Genomic DNA, 18,359 nt, shown 5'->3' on the forward strand with positions numbered 1-18,359 from the left:
ACCGGGGTTCAGCGCAGGGCGTCGCGCACGCGTCGGTGGGTGGCCCGGTCGACCGGCACCTCCAGCACCCGCAGGCCCTCGACCCGCTCCGCCAGCCGTGCCTCCAGCTCGGCCAGCGAGTCCAGGCGCGCGTGCGGGACGCCGTGGGCGGAGCAGAGGGCGCCCAGGTCGGTGCCGTGCGGGGTGCCGAACACCCGCTCCGCCGCAGCCGCTCCCGTGGGGCCGGCGAGGCGGTCGGGGTCGCCGTACTCCAGCGTCGAGAAGATCCCGCCCCCGTCGTCGTTGACGACGACGACGGTGAGGTCGGGGCGCGGCTCGCCGGGCCCGATCACCAGGCCACCGGCGTCGTGCAGGAAGGTCAGGTCGCCCATGAGGGCGAGGACGCGGGGCCGCCCGGCCGGTGGCCCCCCGGCCTGCGCGGCGAGCGCCACGCCCACGGCGGTGGCGACCGTGCCGTCGATGCCGGCCAGACCCCGGTTCGCGACCACCCGCGCCCGGGCGGCGGTGCCGTCCAGCGACACCGCCAGGTCGCGCGGCACGGTCGAGGAGCCGAGCACGAGCACGTCGCCGTCCCCCAGGGCACCGGCCACGACCCGCGCGACGCCGACGCCGGTCGGCTCCGCACCGGCCGCCGCGGCGACCCGACCCGCCAGCGCCTCGCCCGCCGCGACCCAGGCGTGGACCCACGCCGAGGACCCGGTCTGCCGCTGCGGCGCCGCCACCAGGGCGCCGGGGCCGTGCACGCGGGTCACCACGTGGGAGGGGTCGGTCCATCGCTCGTGCGCCGAGACGTGCTCCACGACCACCCCGGGCAGCCGGAGCAGCGCGCCCAGCTCGCGGAAGAGGGTGAGCCGGCCCACGACGACCACCCGGTCCGGGACCAGCTCCTCGAGGTCGCCGCGGGCGACGGCGCCGGCGACCAGCGGGCCGTGCGGCACCACGCCGGGCCCGCCCGGGAGCCGGCCGAAGGGCTCGGCCAGGACCGGCCAGCCCGCCTCCCCGGCCCAGGACAGGGCCTGGTCGGCCAGCGACGGGGCGGGCAGGTCGCCGAGCAGCACCAGCGTCCGGTGGCCCGGCTCGAGCGGGGCAGGCCGGGTCGCCGGGGCCGGCGCCACCGCGACCCAGGGCTCCCCGCCGGGCCGCCCGGCGGGCACGGCATCGGCGTCGGCGTCGGCCGCAGGCTCGGGCGCGAGGGGGTCGCGGAAGGACACGTTGAGATGCACCGGCCCGGCGGCAGCGGCGACCGGCCCGGCGTCGCGCGCGGCGGCCAGCGCGCGGCATACCGTCGAGCGCCAGTGCGCGCCCGCGCCCAGGGTCACCGTCTCCGGCGCCGGCAGGTCGACCTCCCAGCGCACCGCGCCGGCGAAGATGCCCGGCTGCGCCGTCGTCTGGTTGGCACCGGTGCCCCGCAGCTCGGAGGGACGGTCGGCGGAGAGCACGACGAGGGGTATGCCGCTGTGCGAGGCCTCGAGCACCGCCGGGTGGAGGTTGGCGACGGCGGTCCCGGAGGTGGTGACGACCGGGACGGGCGCACCGCTGCCGCGCGACAGCCCGAGCGCGAGGAAGCCCGCGCTGCGCTCGTCGATCCGGACGTGCAGCCGCAGCCGCCCCGCGCGGTCCGCCTCCTCCAGGGCGTAGGCCAGCGGCGCCGAGCGCGACCCGGGGGCCAGCACCGCCTCCCGCACCCCTCCGCGCACCAGCTCGTCGACGAGGACGGTGGCCAGGGCGGTCGAGGGGTGCACGCCCCGATGGTCGCACGGAGGCGGGGCGGGTCGACCGATGCCCGCGATCCGCGTCGTTCCGCCTAGAGTGGGCGCTCATGGCCTCGAACTTCGACATCGAGCTGAAGGACGCCGTCGCGCCACTGGTCCTGGCGATCGACGTCGGCTCCACCGCCAGCAGGGGGATGGTCTACGACGCGCACGGGCGTCCGGTCGGCAAGCGGGCCAAGGTCTCGCACGCCTTCACCACCGCCGCGGACGGCACCTCGGAGATCGACCCCGACCAGCTCGTGGGCGAGGTCCGCACCATCATCGACGAGCTGCTCGGCGCGCTCGACGGGCACGAGGTGGCCGGTGTCGCCCTCGACACCTTCGCCTCCTCGCTGGTCGTCGTCGACGCCGACGGGACGCCGCTCACCCCGTGCTTCACCTACGCCGACGGGCGGTGCGCGGAGCAGGTGCGCGAGCTGCGCGAGGAGCTCTCGGAGGAGAACCTCCAGCAGCGCACCGGCACCCGGGTGCACTCCAGCTACTGGCCCGCCCGGCTGCGCTGGCTCGCCGCCGAGCGGCCCAAGGTGATGAAGAAGGCGGCCACCTTCCTCTCCCTGGGCGACTACCTCCTGCTGGCCCTGACCGGCACCGTCGCCACCGGCACCTCGACGGCGTCGTGGACCGGGCTGGTCGACCGGCACACCGCGCAGTGGTATCCCGAGCTGGTCGAGATCTGCGGCATCGACGCCGACCGGCTGCCGCCCATCCACCACCTCGACGAGCCGGTGGAGGTGGCCGACTCCCACGTCGACCGGATCGCCGCCGACTGGCCCGGGCTGGTGCATGCCCGCTGGTACGCCCCCATCACGGACGGCCTCGCCGCCAACGTCGGCCTCGGGGCGCACGACGAGACGGCCATCGCCGCCTCCTGCGCCACCTCGGGCGCCCTGCGGGTGCTGGTGCGCGAGATGCCGGAGACGCTGCCCCCGGGGCTGTGGTGCTACCGCGTCTCGCACGACCGGGCCCTGCTCGGCGGTGCGCTCAACGACGTCGGCCGCGCGCTGGCCTGGGCGGACGTCACGCTGGCCGTGGACCAGGTGGGGCCGGAGGCGCTCTCCTCGGCGCTCACCGCTGAGCCGCACCCCACGACCCCCATCGTCCTGCCCTTCTTCACCGGCGAGCGCAGCACGGGGTGGGCCTCGGACGCCCGCGCCGTCCTGGCCGGGGTGACGGCGGCCTCCGCCCCGGCGGAGGTCTACCGCGGGGTGGTGGAGGGGATCGCCCTGTCCTACGCCCGGATCGCCAGCCAGCTGCGGGAGGTCGCCCCCCAGCCGGAGAAGCTCTACGCCGGCGGCTCGGTCGCCTCCGACCGCCCCGAGCTCATGCAGATCATGGCCGACGCAATGCGCACCCCGGTGACCCCGGTGACGATCAAGCGGTCCACGCTGCACGGCACCGCGCTGCTCGCCCTGGAGAGCCTGGCCCCGGACGTGCGGCGGGCCCGTCCGGTGCGCGGCGCGACCCTCTCCCCCGACTACCAGCGCCGGCCCTACTACACCGACCGGTTCCGCCGCTTCCAGCAGGTCTACGAGGCCCTCTTTGACTGAGCCGCCCGTCCGTTCGCTCGCCGACGACCTGCGGGGCCGGACCGACGACGAGCTCACCCGGCTGCTGCAGACCCGGCCCGACCTGGCGCGTCCCGCCCCGGCCGACGTGACCGCCCTCACCGGGCGCGCCACCACCCGGGCCAGCGTGCAGCGGGCCCTGGAGGGCCTGGACCTCGCGCACCTGCAGGCGCTGGAGGCGATGATCGTCGCCTCGCCCGCCTCGACCGCCGACGTCGCCGCGCTGCTGGGCACCGAGGACGACGAGGCTCGGGCGGCGGAGCTCGTCGAGGACCTGCACGCGCTGGCCCTGTGCTGGCGCTCGCCGGAGGGTATGCGGCCCGCCCGGGCCGTCGCGGACGTCGTCGGCGTCCCCGGTGGGCTGGGGCCGGCGGCGGCCGGGGGGCCGACGGGCGAGCAGCTGGAGACGGCGCTCGCCGGGCTGCAGCCGCGCCACCGCAGCCTGCTCGAGGCCCTCACCTGGGGCCCGGCCCGCGGTGCCGTGGCCGCGGTGCCCGAGGGGGGTGGGGCCTCGCCGGTGTCGCTGGCCGCGCAGGAGCTGGTCGAGGCGGGCCTGCTGCAGCGCGAGGACGAGGGCCACGTCGTGCTCCCGCGCCCGGTGGCGCTCGCCCTGCGGGGCGGCCGGCTGCACCGTCACCCGGCCGTCGAGACCCCGGCCGTGGAGCACACCACGCTGGACCCGGAGATCGTGGACGCCGCGGCGGGCGGTCGCGCCGCCGAGCTGGTCGTCCTCGTCACGGAGGTCGTCGAGGAATGGGGCGCCCGCCCGCCGCGGGTGCTGCGCTCAGGCGGTCTGGCGGTGCGCGACCTCACCCGGCTGTCAGCGCACCTGGAGACCGGCACCGAGGAGGTCGCCTGGCTGCTGGAGACGGCCCACGCGGCCGGGCTCGTCGCGGTGGACGACGGCCGGCGGCAGACCGCCGGGGAGGGCGCCCCCGTCTGGGCGCCGACCACGCTGGCCGACGAGTGGCTCGACGGGCCCGCCGGAGCGCGCTGGGCCGCCCTCGCCCAGGCGTGGTGGACCACCTCGGCGGCGCCCGGCCTCGTCGGGACCACCGACGGCGGGCGGGTCAACGTGCTGTCGACCGCGACGTCATACCCCCTGGCGCGGCAGCGCCGACACGACACGCTGCGGGCGCTGGCCAGCCTGCCGCCGGGCGCGGTCGTCGCTCCGGAGCCGCTCGGCGAGCTGCTGCGCTGGCGGCACCCGCTGCGCTCGGCGCGGTCCACCGGCGACCACGGCGTCGGCCCGGACACGGCGCTGCGCGAGGCCGAGTGGGCGGGGCTGACCGGCCGCGGCGCCCTGTCGACCCCGGGGCGCGCGGTCGTGGCCGGTGACCCCGCGGCCGACCTCATGGAGCCCCTCGTGCCGCCCGCGGTGGACCACGTCCTGCTGCAGGCCGACCTCACCGCCATCGCGCCGGGGCGCCTCGACGGCCCGGCCCGCACCCTCCTGCGCCTGGTGAGCGATGTCGAGTCCCGGGGCGGCGCGACCGTGCACCGGTTCGGCGAGCAGAGCGTGCGCCGCGCCCTCGACCTCGGCTGGACGGCCGACCGGGTGCTCGAGGAGCTGGCCGCCGTGTCGCGGACCGGGGTGCCGCAGCCGCTGGACTACCTGGTGCGCGACGTCGCCCGCCGCCACGGGGTGGCCCGGGTCGGGGCGTGCGCGGCCTACCTGCGCTGCGACGACGCCGCCCTGCTGGACCGCATCGAGCACGACCGCGCCCTCGGGATGCTGCAGTGGCGCCGGGTCGCCCCGACCGTGCTCGTCTCGCCGGTCGCCGCACCCACGGTCATGGACCTGCTGCGCGAGGAGCAGTACGGCCCGGTCGCGGACGGCGCCGACGGCAGCCTCGCCCTCGCGGTGCAGCGTCACCGCGCGCCGCGCACCACCACGCCGGCCGTGCGGGTCAGCGGGGTCGACGAGACGGTCGCCCGGCAGGTCGTCGGCGTGATGCGCCGGGGCGACGCATCGGCCGCGGCCGGCGGTGGTGACGGTGGGGCCGACGCCAGCACCGACCCGGTCGTGGTGAGCGCCACGGTGCGCGAGGCCGCGGTCGACGGGCAGGCCCTGTGGATCGGGTATGCCGACGACGCCGGCGGGGTCGCCACCCACCTGGTGCGACCGCTGGCGGTCGAGGGCGGCCGGCTGCGGGCGAGCATGGGTGACGCCGACGTCACCCGCACCTTCCTGCTGCACCGGATCACGAGGGTGAGCCCGGCGCAGTGAGCCCGAGCCGCACCGACATCCGCACGGACCGTCGTGAGGAGGCCGGTCCCACGAGCTCTCCCCGGGACGCGTCTCCTCCCGGCGACGGCGCCGGTCCCGGCCCCGTCCTCCACCCGTCGCTGACGGCCCGCTACCGCCCCGAGCTGCACGGCCTGCGCGGTCTGGCGATCGCCCTGGTCGTCGTCTTCCACGTCTTCGGCGACGGCCGCGTGTCCGGGGGCATCGACGTCTTCCTCGCGATCTCCGGCTTCCTCTTCACCGGCATGCTCGCCCGGGAGGCGGTGCGCACGGGTGGCCGGGTCGTCCTCGGGCGCTACCTGGGCCGCATCGTGCGCCGCCTGCTGCCCACGGCCGTGCTCGTGCTGGCGGCGACCTGGCTGGCCGGCCGGCTGCTGCTGCCGGAGACCCGCTGGGTGCAGCTGGGACGCGAGGTCCGCGCGAGCCTGACCTACGTCGAGAACTGGGAGCTCATCGCCTCCCAGCTGGGCTACGGCGCGGCGGGTGCCTCGACCAGCCCGCTGCAGCACTTCTGGTCCATGTCGGTGCAGGGGCAGTTCTACCTGCTGTGGCCGGTGGTGGTGGTGCTGTGCGTGCTCCTCGCGCGGGGCCTGCGGGTCCGGCCGCGGCCGGTGCTGCTGGGCGTCGTCGCCGGGGTGTGCGCCGGGTCGTTCGGGTATGCCGCCTGGCTGCACCAGGCGGACCAGCAGGTGGCCTACCTGCACACCGGGGCGCGCCTCTGGGAGCCGGCGCTCGGCGGCCTGGTGGCACTGGTCGCGCTCGACGCACGCCTGCCGCGGGCCCTGCGGCTCACGCTGGGGTGGGCCGGGGTCGGCCTGGTGGCCAGCTCCGGGCTGGTGCTCGACGGCGGGGCGCTCTTCCCGGGCCCGTGGGCCCTGTGGCCCGTCGGCGGCTTCGCGCTCGTCATGGTCGCCGGGTCGACGGGCAGCAGGTGGGCGGCCGACCACTGGCTGTCCGGCCGGTTGCTCGGCTGGGTGGGTGACATCGCCTACCCGCTGTTCCTGTGGCACTGGCCCGTCGTCGTCTACACCCTCGTGGTGACCGGGCAGGAACGGCTCGGCCTGGCCGCGGGCGCCCTCGTCATCGCGGCGTCGGTGCTCCTGGCCCACCTCACGCACACCCTCCTCGAGCGTCGGGTGACCGCCTCGCCGATGCGCCGGCCGTGGCGGGTCGTCGGCGTCGGCGCCCTCGTCGTCGCCCTCGGGGCGGGTCTGGTCGGTGCCTGGACGGCCGCCCTGGTGCGCGAGCGCGAGGCGGCCCTGGAGCGGGCGGCGCTGGACTCCCCCGACCACCCGGGGGCGGCCGCCCTGGACGAGCCCGGCTTCGGCACCACCGGCGCCACCCCGGTCCCGGCCCTGGCCGCGGCGCCGCAGGACAACGCCGACGTCTACCGGCAGGGGTGCATCCAGGGCCACGAGGACACGCAGGCGGCGTCGGAGGTGCTCGTGTGCCCCGGCACCGACCCGGGCGCCGAGCACACCCTGGTGGTGACCGGCGGCTCGCACGTCGTCCAGTTCCTGCCCGCGCTGGAGGTCGTGGCCGACCAGCAGGGGTGGAACCTCGTCGTGGCCAGCCGCTCCGGCTGCCACCTCACGACCAACACCGGCGCCTACCCCGAGCGGACCGACGCCGCCCCGACCGACAGCTGCGTCGCCTGGAACGCCGGCTTCCTGGAGACCGTCGAGGAGCTGGACCCGGACGCCGTGGTGACCCTGGGGTCCACCACCCAGCCCGGGTCCGAGCAGGTGTCGCGCGGCTTCGTCGAGGTGTGGCGCGAGCTCGAGCGGCGCGGGATCGACGTCATCGGCCTGCGCGACACCGCGCGGATGCCCCAGGACGTGCCCGACTGCCTGGCCGAGCACCCGGAGGAGCCGCAGGCCTGCGCGATGCCGCGCGACCCGGCGTACCGCGCCTCCGCGCCCTACCTGGGCCGCGACGACCTGCCGGCCAACGTCTCCTTCGTCGACGTCGTCGACCAGATCTGCACGGACCGGACCTGCCCGGCGGTCGCGGGCGACGTCGTGGTCTACAGCGACCACAGCCACGTCACCGCGACCTACATGCGCACCCTTGCGCCGGCCCTGGACGCGCGGCTGCGCGAGGCGGCGCCCCAGCTCTACCGCTAGAAGATCCGCACGCGGTCCTCGGGGTCGAGCCAGAGCGCGTCGCCCTCCCGGGTCCCGAAGGCCTCGTGGAAGGCGTCGACGTTGCGGACCGTGTTGGCCCGCAGGTCGGCCGGGGAGTGCGGGTCGATCGAGAGCAGCCGCCGGGCCTCCTCCTCCCGGGCGACGGTGCGCCATACCGAGGCCCACCCGAGGAAGAAGCGCTGGTCGCCGGTCCAGCCGTCCAGCTGCGGGGTCGAACCCTCCGTGGCGATGGAGTAGGCGAGGTGCGCCAGCTCGAGCCCGCACAGGTCGCCGATGTTCTCGCCGACCGTGAGACCGCCGTTGACCGTGGCGGTCCCGCCCGGGATGTCGCGCGGCGAGAGGGCGTCGAACTGCTCGACGAGCCGCCGGCTGCGGGCGTCGAAGGCCTCCCGGTCGGCCTCGGTCCACCAGTCGGTGAGCGAGCCGTCCCCGGCATACCTGCTGCCCTGGTCGTCGAAGCCGTGGCCGATCTCGTGCGCGATGACCGCCCCGATGCCGCCGTAGTTGGTGGCGTCGTCGGCGTCGACGTCGAAGAACGGCGGCTGCAGGATGGCGGCGGGGAAGACGATCTCGTTGAGCATCGGGTGGTAGTAGGCGTTGACGGTCTGCGGGGTCATGAGCCACTCGTCGTGGTCGATCGGCCCGCCGACCTTGGCCAGCTCGCGGTCGGTCTCGAACGCGGCGCCGCGGCGGACGTTGCCGACGAGGTCGCCGGGGTCCAGCTCGTAGGCCGTGTAGTCGCGGAAGGTGACCGGGTGACCGATCTTGGGGCGGAAGAGCGCCAGCTTCTCCGCGGCGCGCTCGCGGGTCTGCGGGCTCATCCACTCCAGCTCGCCGATGCGGCGGCGGAAGGCCTCGGTGACGTTGGCGACGAGCTCGGTCATCCGTTCCCGGGCGGCCGGGGGGAAGTGCGCCTCGACGTAGAGCTGGCCCGCGGCCTCGCCCAGCAGCGCCTCCACGATGCCGACGCCGCGCTTCCACCGCTCCTTGTTGGCGGGGGTGCCCGACAGCGCGCGGCCGTGGAAGTCGAAGTGCGCCGCCACGAGGTCCTCCGTGAGGTAGGGCGCGAGCGAGTCGAGCAGGCGGACGGCGAGCCAGGCCTGCCAGTCGGCGAGCGGCACCTGGGTCAGCGCCTCCCCCAGCGCGGCCAGCACGTCGGGCTGGCGGGCGACGACGGCGTCCAGCGCACCCTCGGGCGCGCCGAGGCCGTCGGAGAAGGCGTCCCAGTCCATCCCGGGGGTGAGCCCGGCGAGCTCGGCGCGGGTGAGCCGGGTGTAGCTCCTCACCGCGTCGCGGGCGGCGACCCGGTCCCAGTGGGCGGCGGCGAGCCGCTCCTCGAGGGCGTAGACGCGGTCGACGGCGTCCTCGCCGAGGACCGCGTCGAGGCCCGACCCGGCGAGCGCCGGAGAGGCGAGGTCGAGGAGCCGGCCGAGGTAGGTGCGGTAGGCCTCGCGCACCGCCGCGTGCTCCTCGGCGGTGTAGTAGGCCTCGTCGGGCAGGCCGATGCCGCCCTGGTGCAGGTAGACGATGTAGCTCTCCGGGTCGCCGGCGTCGGCGGTGACCCAGAGGTGGGTGAGCCCGTCGACGCCCTCGCGCTGCAGCTGGGCGGACAGCCGGACGAAGGCGCTGACGTCCTCGACCTGGGCGATCCGGTGCAGCGGGTCGGTCAGCGGGCTCAGCCCGACCCGCTCGACCTGGTCGGTGTCCATGAAGCTCGCGTAGAGCGCCCCCACCTTGCCCGCCGGCGTGCCCAGCTCGGGCTGCGCCTTCGCCGCCTGCTCGATGAGCTCGCGGACCGAGCTCTCCGCGCTCTCCCGCAGGAGGTCGAACGCGCCGTAGCGTGAGCGGTCCTCCGGGATCGTCGCCGATGCGAGCCACCCCCCGTTGACGTGGCCGAACAGATCGTCCTGGGGCCGCACGTCGGTGTTCATCCCTGCACGGTCGATGCCTGACTTCATGGGTTCACGGTATGCGGTGCGCCCGCCGACGGCGCACCCACCGGCCTTCCGCTGCGTCAAGGAACGAGGTGCGGGCGCCCGTCCACGCTGCGGCCGGCCACGGCCCCTCGCCACCGGCCCAGGCGTTCACGTGCACGCTGGGGCCGGCGACACGCCCGTCGCCACCGGCTCAGGCGTTCACGTGCGCGGCTGAGCCGGTCCGCCCCGGGCGCGTCGCGGGACCGACGGCCTCCACACCGCGACCGCCGCGACCGTCCAGAGGCACGCCATGACGAGGTAGCCGCCGAGAAGGCCCCCACCCCACGCCCGTCCATGTGACCATCCGATGAGGACGGTGACCCACGCGAGCAGGGCGAAGATGGGCGATGACCAGCGGATGAGGCGTGGTGCGACGAACGTCGGCCTCGCCGCCGACTCCCTGCGTAGGTCCTCAGCCGATCCTGGGCGCCACCGGCCGTCCTCGCCCACCGCCATACCGACCAGTATGCCGGTCGGCTCCCTGTCCGCCTCCGCGTCGGTCCCAGCGTTCACGTGCACGCTGGGGCCGGGCGACTCGCCCGTCGCCACCGGCTCAGGCGCTCACGTGCGCGGCTGAGCCGGTCCGCCCCGGGCGCGTCGCGGCATACCTCGCAGGTATGCCCTCAGAGCAGGTCGGTGAGCGCGTCCGGGACGAGGCGGGGCAGGTCGGTGCCGGTGGCCGGGCGCCAGACCCCCAGGTCGGTGGGCGCGTCGAGCACCGGGTGCGGCCCGGGCCCGTGCATCGCCTCGTCGAGGAAGCGGGCCTCGTGCAGGACCACCCACTCGTGGCCCGGGCGGCCGTTGAAGACGAAGATGTTCTCCAGCACGGCGACCCGCTCGCCCACCTCGATCTCGGTGTCGAACTCCTCGCGGAACTCGCGGCGCAGCGCCTGCTCGGCGGTCTCCCCGAACTCGATGCCGCCGCCGGCCGGCCGGTGCAGGCTCTCGCCGCGGGCGGGGTCGAGGTACTCGGTGACGAAGAGGGCGCCGGAGGACGGGTGCCGGATGAGCGCGAGGGCGAGCACCCGGATGTACGTCGGCGGGAGGTACTGGCTCGCGCTCGGCCCGTCCTCGGTCACGATGTCCACCGGGCCACTGTAGGGCCAGGCACCGCCCCGGCGCGTGCGACCGACGGGCCAGGACCTCCCCCCGGGCCGCGCCACAGGAGTAGCGTCCGCCACATGAACGCCATCGAGCTCCAGGAGGTGACCAAGCGGTTCGGGCGCACCACCGCCCTCGACGGGCTGTCGATGCAGGTGGCGACCGGTGAGGTGCACGGCTTCCTCGGCCCGAACGGCTCCGGCAAGTCGACGACGATCCGGGTGCTGCTGGGGCTGCTGCGGGCCGACTCCGGCACCGCCCGGCTGCTGGGCGGCGACCCGTGGTCGGACGCCCCCGCGCTGCACCGCCGGCTGGCCTACGTCCCCGGCGACGTGGCCCTGTGGCCCAACCTCACCGGGGGCGAGGTCATCGACCTCCTGGGGCGGTTGCGCGGGGGCACCGACCCGGCCCGCCGGGCGGCGCTGCTGGAGCGCTTCGACCTCGACCCCACCAAGAAGGGCACGACCTACTCCAAGGGCAACCGCCAGAAGGTCGGGCTCGTGGCCGCCCTGGCCTCGGACGTCGAGCTGCTGCTCCTCGACGAGCCCACCAGCGGGCTCGACCCGCTCATGGAGGCGCAGTTCCGCGCGGTCATCTCCGAGGAGCGCGGGCGGGGGCGCACCGTGCTGCTCTCCAGCCACATCCTCTCCGAGGTGGAGCACCTGTGCGACCGGGTCTCGATCATCCGCTCCGGCCAGGTCGTCGAGTCCGGCACCCTCGCCGAGCTGCGCCACCTCACCCGCACGCTCGTCGTCGCCGAGCTGGCCGCCCCCGTCCCGGAGGGCCTGGCCACGGCGCCCGGCGTCCACGACGCCGAGCTCGACGGCCACCGCATCACCTGCCAGGTGGACGACACCGAGCTCGGCCAGGTCATGTCTCGGCTCTCGGCGCTCGGGATCCGGTCGATCACGTCGACGCCCCCGACGCTGGAGGAGCTCTTCCTGCGGCACTACGACGAGTCCGGGCGATGACCGGGCTGGGCTCCCTGGTGCGGCTCGCGCTGCGGCGCAGCCGGTGGTTCTACCTCGCCTGGGTGCTCGCCCTCACCTCGGTGGTGCCGCTCACGGCGGCGGCCTACGAGCAGATCGTCGACCCGGGCAACGCCGACCTGCTCATCGCGACGATGACCAACAACCCGACCATGCGGGCGATGCTCGGGCCGCCGGTCGACCTCACCAGCGCGGGCGGGTTCACGGTATGGCGCGTGGGCACCTTCGTCGCCGCGATGTCCGGGATCATGGCGGTCCTCGGGGTGGTGCGCTCCACCCGCGCGGAGGAGGAGGACGGGCGCACCGAGCTGCTGCGCTCCGGAGCGACCGGTCGGCACGCCCCGCTGGTGGCCGGGGTGCTCGTCACGCTCCTCGCCTGCGCGGCGCTCGGGGTGGCGGTGGCGGCCTCGATGACCGCCGTCGGCGAGCCGGTCGCCGGCTCGGTGGCCTTCGGCGCGGGGCTGGCGCTGGTCGGGGCGACCTTCGCCGGCGTCGGGGCGGTCGCCGCCCAGCTCACCGCCTCGGCGCGCACCGCCAAGGCGCTCGGCCTGTGGACCTCGCCGCGGCATACACCCTGAGGGCGGTGGCCGACGGCTCGACCGACGAGACGGTGCGCGAGCTCGCGTGGGCGTCGCCGGTGCAGTGGATGGCGCTGGCCCGGCCGTATGCCGACGAGCGCTGGTGGGTGCTCGTGCTCCCCGCGGTGACGGCGCTGGCGCTGCTGGCGCTGGCGGTGGGGTTGGAGAGGCGACGGGACCACGGGTCCGGGTTGTGGGCCGCGCGGCGGGGCCGGGCCGAGGCGGTGGCGTCCCTGGCCACCCCCGGGGCGCTGGTGCGACGGCTCCAGCGGGGGCAGGTGATCGGCTGGACGATCGGGCTGCTGCTCTTCGCCCTGGCGATGGGGTCGCTGTCGACGGCCTTCGACGACATGCTCGAGCAGGTGCCCCAGCTGCGCCTCATCTTCCAGCGGATGGGCGGCGGTGCCGAACAGCTCGTCGACGCGTTCTTCGTGGCCCTGCTGGCGATCATCGCCGTGCTCATCGCCGTCGTCGCGGTCCAGCTCTTCTCCCGTCTCGCGGCCGAGGAGGAGCGTGGCCACGCCGAGCTGGTGCTCTCGACCGGGGCCACCCGGGGGCGGCTGCTCGGGGCATACCTGCTCGTCGCCGCGCTCGCCCCGGCGCTGATGCTGGTCGCGGTCGGCGCGGTCATGGCGCTCAACCAGGCCCGCGCCACCGGCGACTGGGGCATCGTGGCGGAGGTGGCCGGCGCCGGGGCTGCGCTCGCGCCGGGCGGTCTGCTGGTGCTCGGCATCGCCGTGCTGCTGCACGGCTGGGCGCCGAGGCTGGCATGGATCACCTGGGTGGTCGTGGCCTGGAGCCTCGTCATGGTCTGGGTCGGACCGGCGCTGGACCTGCCGGAGTGGCTGACCGAGCTGACTCCCTGGTCGCCGCTGCCGCAGCTGCCGGTGGAGGACATGGACTGGCCCGTCGTCCTGGGGATGACCGGCCTGGCCGCGCTGCTGCTCGGCCTCGGGGCCGTGGGCTACCGACGCCGCGACATCACCGGCACCTGACGCACGACCCACCGAGCGCCGCGTGTGGTTGCCGCCCCGGGTCGCCCGGCGCCCCTCAGCCGCCGGCGAGCGCCTTGACCACGCGGGAGGGGGCAGGGCGGCCGAGCTGCTCGGCCATCCAGGTGCTGGTGGCCACGAGGGCGTCCAGGTCGGCGCCGTGCTCGATGCCGAGCCCGTCCAGCGCCCACACCAGGTCCTCGGTGGCCAGGTTGCCCGTGGCCGACCTCGCGTAGGGGCACCCGCCGAGCCCGCCGGTCGAGGCGTCGACGACCCGCACCCCCCGACGGATGGCGGCCATGGTGTTGGCGAGCGCCTGGCCGTAGGTGTCGTGGAAGTGGACGGCGACCTGCTCCATACCGATCCCGGCGTCGTCCAGGGCGTCGAGCAGCCGCAGGACGTGACCGCTCGTCCCGACACCGATCGTGTCGCCGAGGGACAGCTGGTCGCAGCCGAGGTCCATGAGCCGTGAGCAGGCGTCGACCACCTGCTCGACCGGAGCCGGCCCCTCCCAGGGGTCGCCGAAGCACATGGAGACGTAGGCGCGCACCCAGGCCCCGGCGTCGAGGGAGCGCTTCACGACGGGCGCGAACATCTCGACCGACGCGGCCACCGAGCGGTTGAGGTTCCTCTGCGCGAAGGTCTCGGTGGCGCTGCCGAAGATCGCGACCGAGCTGACGCCCTTCTCCAGCGCCCGGTCGAGGCCGCGCTCGTTGGGCACGAGCACCGGGCGCTGCTGCCCCAGACCGTCCTCTCCCAGCAGGTCGAGCAGCTCCTCGGCGTCCCCCAGCTGCGGGACCCACGTCTGCGGGACGAAGCTGGTGAGCTCGACCGTGGTCAGCCCGGCGGCCAGCAGGCGACGCACGAACTCGGCCTTGACCTGCGTGGACACGACCGACTTCTCGTTCTGCAGGCCGTCGCGCGGCCCGACCTCGTAAATGGTCACCCGGTCCGGCATCCCTGGCGTCGGCTCGGTCATCGGCAGCGTGCGCGTCATGGCGCCAGCCTGTCAGATGCCGTCGGGGCAGGGACGCCGGCGACCGAGGACGTCCGGCAGGTGTGCGGGTGTCCAGGTGGACCGAGGGGTATGGGCGTGTCGTCGGCTGTCGGGCTCAGCGCAGGGCGAGGGCGGTGGCGACGGCCGCGCTGGCCGCCTCGTGCCCCTTGTCCTCCTGCGACTCCGGCAGGCCCGCCCGGTCCAGCGCCTGGGCCTCGTCGTCGCAGGTCAGGACGCCGAACCCCACGGGCACGCCGGTCTCGACGCTCACCTGGGTGAGCCCGGAGGTCGCCGCCTGGCACACGTAGTCGAAGTGCGGCGTGCCCCCGCGGATGACGACGCCGAGGGCGACGACCGCGTCATACCCCTCCCGGGCCAGGCGCGCGGCGGCCACCGGCAGCTCGAAGCTGCCCGGCACCCGCACCTCGCGCACGTCCTCGACCCCGGCCTCCTGCAGCCCTCGACGCGACCCGTCCAGCAGGCCGTCCATGACCGTGGTGTGCCAGGACGCCGCGACCACGGCAACCCGCAGGCCGCGTCCGTCGACGCTGATGGTGGGGGCTCCGTGGCCGCTCATGCTGTGCTCCTGCTCTCGTGGGTCTGGCGGGGGTCGTCGGTTCTGGACATCGGTTCCTGGGACCCCTCGCCCAGGAACCGATGTCCAGAAGGCACGGTCGGGGGATGCGCCTCGACGGACAGGTGGGGCAGGTGCCCCAGCCGCTCCACCTTGGTGCGCAGGTATGCCGCCGCCTCGGCCGGCGCGGGCCGCCCGGAGGGCACGGTCTCGGCGACGGTGAGGCCCAGCCCGGTGAGCGCCGCCACCTTGTCCGGGTTGTGCGTCAGCAGGCGCAGCGGCCGACCGGCCAGACCGAGGTCCTCGAGGATCGCGGCGGCGGGGGTGTGGTCGCGGGCGTCCACCGGCAGCCCCAGCGCCTCCTGCGCGGCGACGGTGTCGAGGCCGTGGTCCTGCTCGGCGTAGGCGCGCAGCTTGTCGATGATGCCGACGCCACGACCCTCGTGACCGCGCAGGTAGACCACGGCGCCGCCCTCGCGGGCGACCCGGGCCAGGGCGTCCTGCAGCTGCGGGCCGCAGTCGCAGCGGCGGGACCCCAGGGCCTCCCCCGTGAGGCACTCGGAGTGCACGCGCACCAGCGGTCGCGGGCCGGGGTCCGGCTGCCCCAGCAGCGCGAGGTGCTCGATGCCGGTGACGAGGTCGCGGTAGCCGTGGACTACCAGCTCGCCGTGCTCGGTCGGCAGGACCGAGCTGGCGACGCGCTCGACCCGGTCGTGGCGCTGCCGGTAGGTGACGAGCTCGGCGATGGTGATGACGGGCAGGTCGTGCTCGGCGGCCAGGGCGTGGACCTGGGGACCGCGCAGCATCTCCCCCTCGTCGTCGACGAGCTCGCCGATGACCCCGACCGGCGCGAGCCCGGCGAGCCGGCACAGGTCGACGGTCGCCTCGGTGTGCCCGGGCCGGGTCAGCACCCCGCCCGCGCGGGCGCGCAGCGGGATGAGGTGTCCGGGCCGGCGCAGGTCGGCGGGGCCGCTGCCCGGGTCGGCGAGCACCCGCGCGGTGCGGCAGCGGTCCCCGGCGCTGATGCCGGTGGTGACGCCGACCGCCGCGTCCACGGTGACGGTGTAGGCCGTCCGCAGGTCGTCCTCGTTGTCGCGCACCATGACCGGCAGGTCGAGGCGGTCGGCGACCTCGGCCGGCATCGGCGCGCACAGGAAGCCCGAGGTATGCCGGACCGCCCACCCCGTCCACGCCGGGGTCAGCGTCTGCGCCGAGAGCACGACGTCACCCTCGTTCTCCCGGTCCTCGTCGTCGAGCACGAGCACCGGGCGTCCCGCACGCAGCGCGGCCAGCGCCTGCTGCACTCCCCCGGCGCTCATCGGGCCAGCTCCGGGTCGAGCAGCCGCTCGGCATACTTCGCGAGCACGTCGACCTCGACGTTGAGCGCGTCACCGGGCTGACGACGGCCCAGCGTCGTGAGTTCCAGCGTGGTGGGGATGAGCGAGACCTCGAACCAGTCCGGCCCCACGGCCGACACGGTGAGGGACACCCCGTCGAGGGCGACCGAGCCCTTGTGGGCGACGTAGCGGGCCAGGCGCGGTGGCAGCGCCAGCCGCACGACCTCCCACCTCTCCCCCGGGGTGCGGGAGAGCACGGTCGTGGTGCCGTCGACGTGGCCCTGGACGATGTGGCCACCGAGCCTCCCGGTGACCGGCAGCGAGCGCTCCAGGTTGACCGGGTCGCCCGGGGCGAGGGCACCGAGGGTGGTGACGGCCAGCGTCTCGGCCATGACGTCGGCCTCGAAGCCCTCCTCGGTGTGCCGGGTCACCGTCAGGCAGACCCCGTTGACGCTGATCGAGGCGCCGTGCGTGGCGTCGGCGACCACCTGGGGGCCGCGGATCTCGACGACGCTGGCGTCCGGGCCGTCGGTCCGGGTGAGCAGCGTGCCGAGCTCCTCGACGATGCCGGTGAACATCAGTCCTCCTGGGCGGGTGTGGTGGGGCGCAGCCGCAGCTGCAGGTCGGGGCCGAGCGTCGTGACCTCGACCAGCTCGAGGCGGGCGGCGTCGGCGATGGTGCCAATGCCGAGGTCGGGGACGGCGTGCGGGCCGGCGCCGAGCAGGGCGGGGGCGAGGTGGACGAGCAGCTCGTCCACGAGCCCGGCCCGCCAGAAGGCGCCGCCGAGCGTCGGACCACCCTCGAGCAGCACGCCGTGCACCCCCCGGCCGCGCAGGTCGGCGAGGACCTCGGCCGGGTCGTGGGTGCGCAGGTGGACGACCTCGCCGGGGCGGGGGTCGTCCGCGTCGACGGACTCGCGGCCGGCGCCGTCCGCGACAGCCGTCGCGAGCCGGGAGCCGGGATGCAGGTCCCGCGTCCCGACGACCACGCGCAGCGGCTGCTCGGGCAGCAGCGCACCGGTCCCGTCCCGGGCGGTGAGGCCCGGGTCGTCGACGAGGGCGGTGCCGGTCCCGACGAGCACGGCGCCGACCCGCGAGCGCAGGGCGTGGGCGGCCTCCCGGGCCTGCGGGGAGGTGATCCACCGGCTGGAGCCGTCGGCGGCCGCCACCCGGCCGTCCAGGGTGCTGGCGACCTTCCAGGTGACGTGCGGGCGGCCCAGGCGGGCGGCGCGGGCCCAGTCGGCGACGAGGTCCTCGGCCCCGGGGTGCGGCTCCCGCCGCACGTCCACCCCGCCGGCGGCGAGCACCTGGGCACCGCCGCCCGCGGCGGTGACGTCGGGCACGGCATACACCACGGCGGCGACACCGGCCTCGACGAGCGCGGTGGCGCACGGCGGGGTGCGACCGTGATGCGTGCAGGGCTCGAGGGTCACGACGGCGGTCGCCCCGCGGGCGGCGTCACCGGCGGCGGCCAGGGCGGCGGTCTCGGCGTGCGGGGTGCCGGCGCCGCGGTGGGCCCCCTCGGCGACGAGGGAGCCGTCCGGCGCGAGGAGGACGCAGCCGACGCGGGGGTTGGGGTCTCGGGCGGGGCCGCGGCGGGCCAGGTCGACGGCGCGGTCCAGGGCTGGCTGCAGGGCGGCGTCGGCGATCGTCGACTGCTGGGTGGCGGTCACCTCACGTCCTTCCCGGTCGATGCCCGGGGGCGTGGGGAGGACGAGGTCGGGGCGGGTCGTCGCCGAGGTCGGGCCGTCGGCCCGACGAGACGGCGACGGGAGGACCCGCCGACCCGCGCTGCCTCCCTTCCGGACTTTCACCGTCGGTCCTGGAGTTGCACCAGGTCAACCGGCCGCTGGCTGCGGTCGGGTCGCGGACTGTCACCGCCGGCTCGGAGTTGCACCGACCCCGGAGCGCGTATGTCGTTCGCCACCAGTGTAGACCCGCGTCCGGACCGCTCCCACCGAGCGCCGCGAATGGTGGCCACCGCTCCCACCGGGCGCCGCGAATGGTTGCCACCGCTCCCACCGGGCGCCGCGAATGGTTGCCACCACCCCCACCGGGCGCCCCACATGGTTGCCACCGCCCCG

At 75.8% G+C, this 18,359-nt stretch carries 14 protein-coding genes and 1 riboswitch; of the genes, 6 read left to right on the forward strand and 8 right to left on the reverse strand.

The features are described 5' to 3' along the window. Positions 1-8: 8 nt before the first annotated feature. Positions 9-1,742 carry a 2-succinyl-5-enolpyruvyl-6-hydroxy-3-cyclohexene-1-carboxylic-acid synthase gene (menD, locus tag Q0967_RS10665; protein ID WP_299449937.1) on the reverse strand — a complete coding sequence of 578 codons (1,734 nt, stop codon included), beginning with the start codon at positions 1,740-1,742 and terminating at the stop codon, positions 9-11. Positions 1,743-1,819: 77 nt separating this feature from the next. On the opposite strand from menD, the gene Q0967_RS10670 reads away from it, so the two are divergent. From Q0967_RS10670 to Q0967_RS10680, 3 genes are read left to right on the forward strand one after another with little or no spacing between them, the layout of a single operon-like run. Further along, the gene (locus Q0967_RS10670) at positions 1,820-3,319 is read left to right on the forward strand and encodes a gluconokinase (protein ID WP_299449939.1); all 1,500 of its coding nucleotides are present in this window, start codon (positions 1,820-1,822) and stop codon (positions 3,317-3,319) included. Further along, positions 3,312-5,567 (forward strand): helicase-associated domain-containing protein, encoded by a 2,256-nt coding sequence (locus tag Q0967_RS10675; protein WP_299449941.1) that lies wholly within the window; start codon positions 3,312-3,314, stop codon positions 5,565-5,567. The genes Q0967_RS10670 and Q0967_RS10675 overlap by 8 nt, the downstream gene beginning before the upstream one ends. Further along, positions 5,564-7,711: an acyltransferase family protein gene (locus Q0967_RS10680; RefSeq protein WP_299449943.1), complete on the forward strand. Its 2,148-nt coding sequence runs from the start codon at positions 5,564-5,566 to the stop codon at positions 7,709-7,711. Before Q0967_RS10675 ends, Q0967_RS10680 begins: the two co-directional genes overlap by 4 nt. Here Q0967_RS10680 and Q0967_RS10685 read toward each other — a convergent pair. Together Q0967_RS10685 and Q0967_RS10690 are read right to left on the reverse strand one after the other, a co-directional pair. Next, positions 7,708-9,690 (reverse strand): M13 family metallopeptidase, encoded by a 1,983-nt coding sequence (locus tag Q0967_RS10685; protein ID WP_298751451.1) that lies wholly within the window; start codon positions 9,688-9,690, stop codon positions 7,708-7,710. The two genes, Q0967_RS10680 and Q0967_RS10685, sit on opposite strands and share 4 nt — an antisense overlap. Before the next feature lie 641 nt (positions 9,691-10,331). Then, positions 10,332-10,796: an NUDIX domain-containing protein gene (locus Q0967_RS10690; protein WP_298751448.1), complete on the reverse strand. Its 465-nt coding sequence runs from the start codon at positions 10,794-10,796 to the stop codon at positions 10,332-10,334. A gap of 93 nt (positions 10,797-10,889) precedes the next feature. Here Q0967_RS10690 and Q0967_RS10695 point away from each other — a divergent pair, with 93 nt between their 5' ends. Genes Q0967_RS10695 through Q0967_RS10705 form a run of 3 tightly spaced genes read left to right on the forward strand, consistent with a single transcriptional unit; the run spans position 10,890 to position 13,371 of the window. After that, on the forward strand, positions 10,890-11,780 hold the full coding sequence (locus tag Q0967_RS10695; RefSeq protein ID WP_299449945.1) for an ABC transporter ATP-binding protein: 891 nt from the start codon (positions 10,890-10,892) through the stop codon (positions 11,778-11,780). Next, positions 11,777-12,376 (forward strand): hypothetical protein, encoded by a 600-nt coding sequence (locus Q0967_RS10700; protein ID WP_299449947.1) that lies wholly within the window; start codon positions 11,777-11,779, stop codon positions 12,374-12,376. Before Q0967_RS10695 ends, Q0967_RS10700 begins: the two co-directional genes overlap by 4 nt. Then, positions 12,349-13,371, forward strand: coding sequence for a hypothetical protein (locus Q0967_RS10705; RefSeq protein ID WP_299449949.1), 1,023 nt, complete (start codon positions 12,349-12,351; stop codon positions 13,369-13,371). Before Q0967_RS10700 ends, Q0967_RS10705 begins: the two co-directional genes overlap by 28 nt. A 55-nt stretch (positions 13,372-13,426) precedes the next feature. Here Q0967_RS10705 and Q0967_RS10710 read toward each other — a convergent pair whose 3' ends face one another. The 5 genes from Q0967_RS10710 to ribD all read right to left on the reverse strand — a co-directional run bounded on the left by Q0967_RS10710 (position 13,427) and on the right by ribD (position 18,089). Next, entirely contained in the window at positions 13,427-14,365 is a 939-nt protein-coding gene (locus Q0967_RS10710; protein WP_299449950.1) for a hydroxymethylglutaryl-CoA lyase, read from the reverse strand. A 115-nt stretch (positions 14,366-14,480) separates the two neighbouring features. Beyond that, the gene (gene ribH / locus Q0967_RS10715; RefSeq protein ID WP_298751439.1) at positions 14,481-14,942 is read right to left on the reverse strand and encodes a 6,7-dimethyl-8-ribityllumazine synthase; all 462 of its coding nucleotides are present in this window, start codon (positions 14,940-14,942) and stop codon (positions 14,481-14,483) included. Continuing rightward, positions 14,939-16,258 carry a 3,4-dihydroxy-2-butanone-4-phosphate synthase gene (gene ribB / locus Q0967_RS10720; RefSeq protein WP_299449951.1) on the reverse strand — a complete coding sequence of 440 codons (1,320 nt, stop codon included), beginning with the start codon at positions 16,256-16,258 and terminating at the stop codon, positions 14,939-14,941. Before ribB ends, ribH begins: the two co-directional genes overlap by 4 nt. Further along, a complete protein-coding gene (locus tag Q0967_RS10725) occupies positions 16,255-16,854 on the reverse strand; it encodes a riboflavin synthase (protein ID WP_299449952.1) in 600 nt (199 codons plus the stop codon). The genes ribB and Q0967_RS10725 overlap by 4 nt, the downstream gene beginning before the upstream one ends. Beyond that, positions 16,854-18,089: a bifunctional diaminohydroxyphosphoribosylaminopyrimidine deaminase/5-amino-6-(5-phosphoribosylamino)uracil reductase RibD gene (gene ribD / locus Q0967_RS10730; RefSeq protein ID WP_367181620.1), complete on the reverse strand. Its 1,236-nt coding sequence runs from the start codon at positions 18,087-18,089 to the stop codon at positions 16,854-16,856. Before ribD ends, Q0967_RS10725 begins: the two co-directional genes overlap by 1 nt. Beyond that, positions 18,060-18,190, reverse strand: a riboswitch (FMN riboswitch). It overlaps the preceding gene by 30 nt. Positions 18,191-18,359 lie beyond the last annotated feature (169 nt).

The organism is uncultured Serinicoccus sp. (assembly GCF_947500995.1).
Lineage (GTDB): Bacteria > Actinomycetota > Actinomycetes > Actinomycetales > Dermatophilaceae > Ornithinicoccus.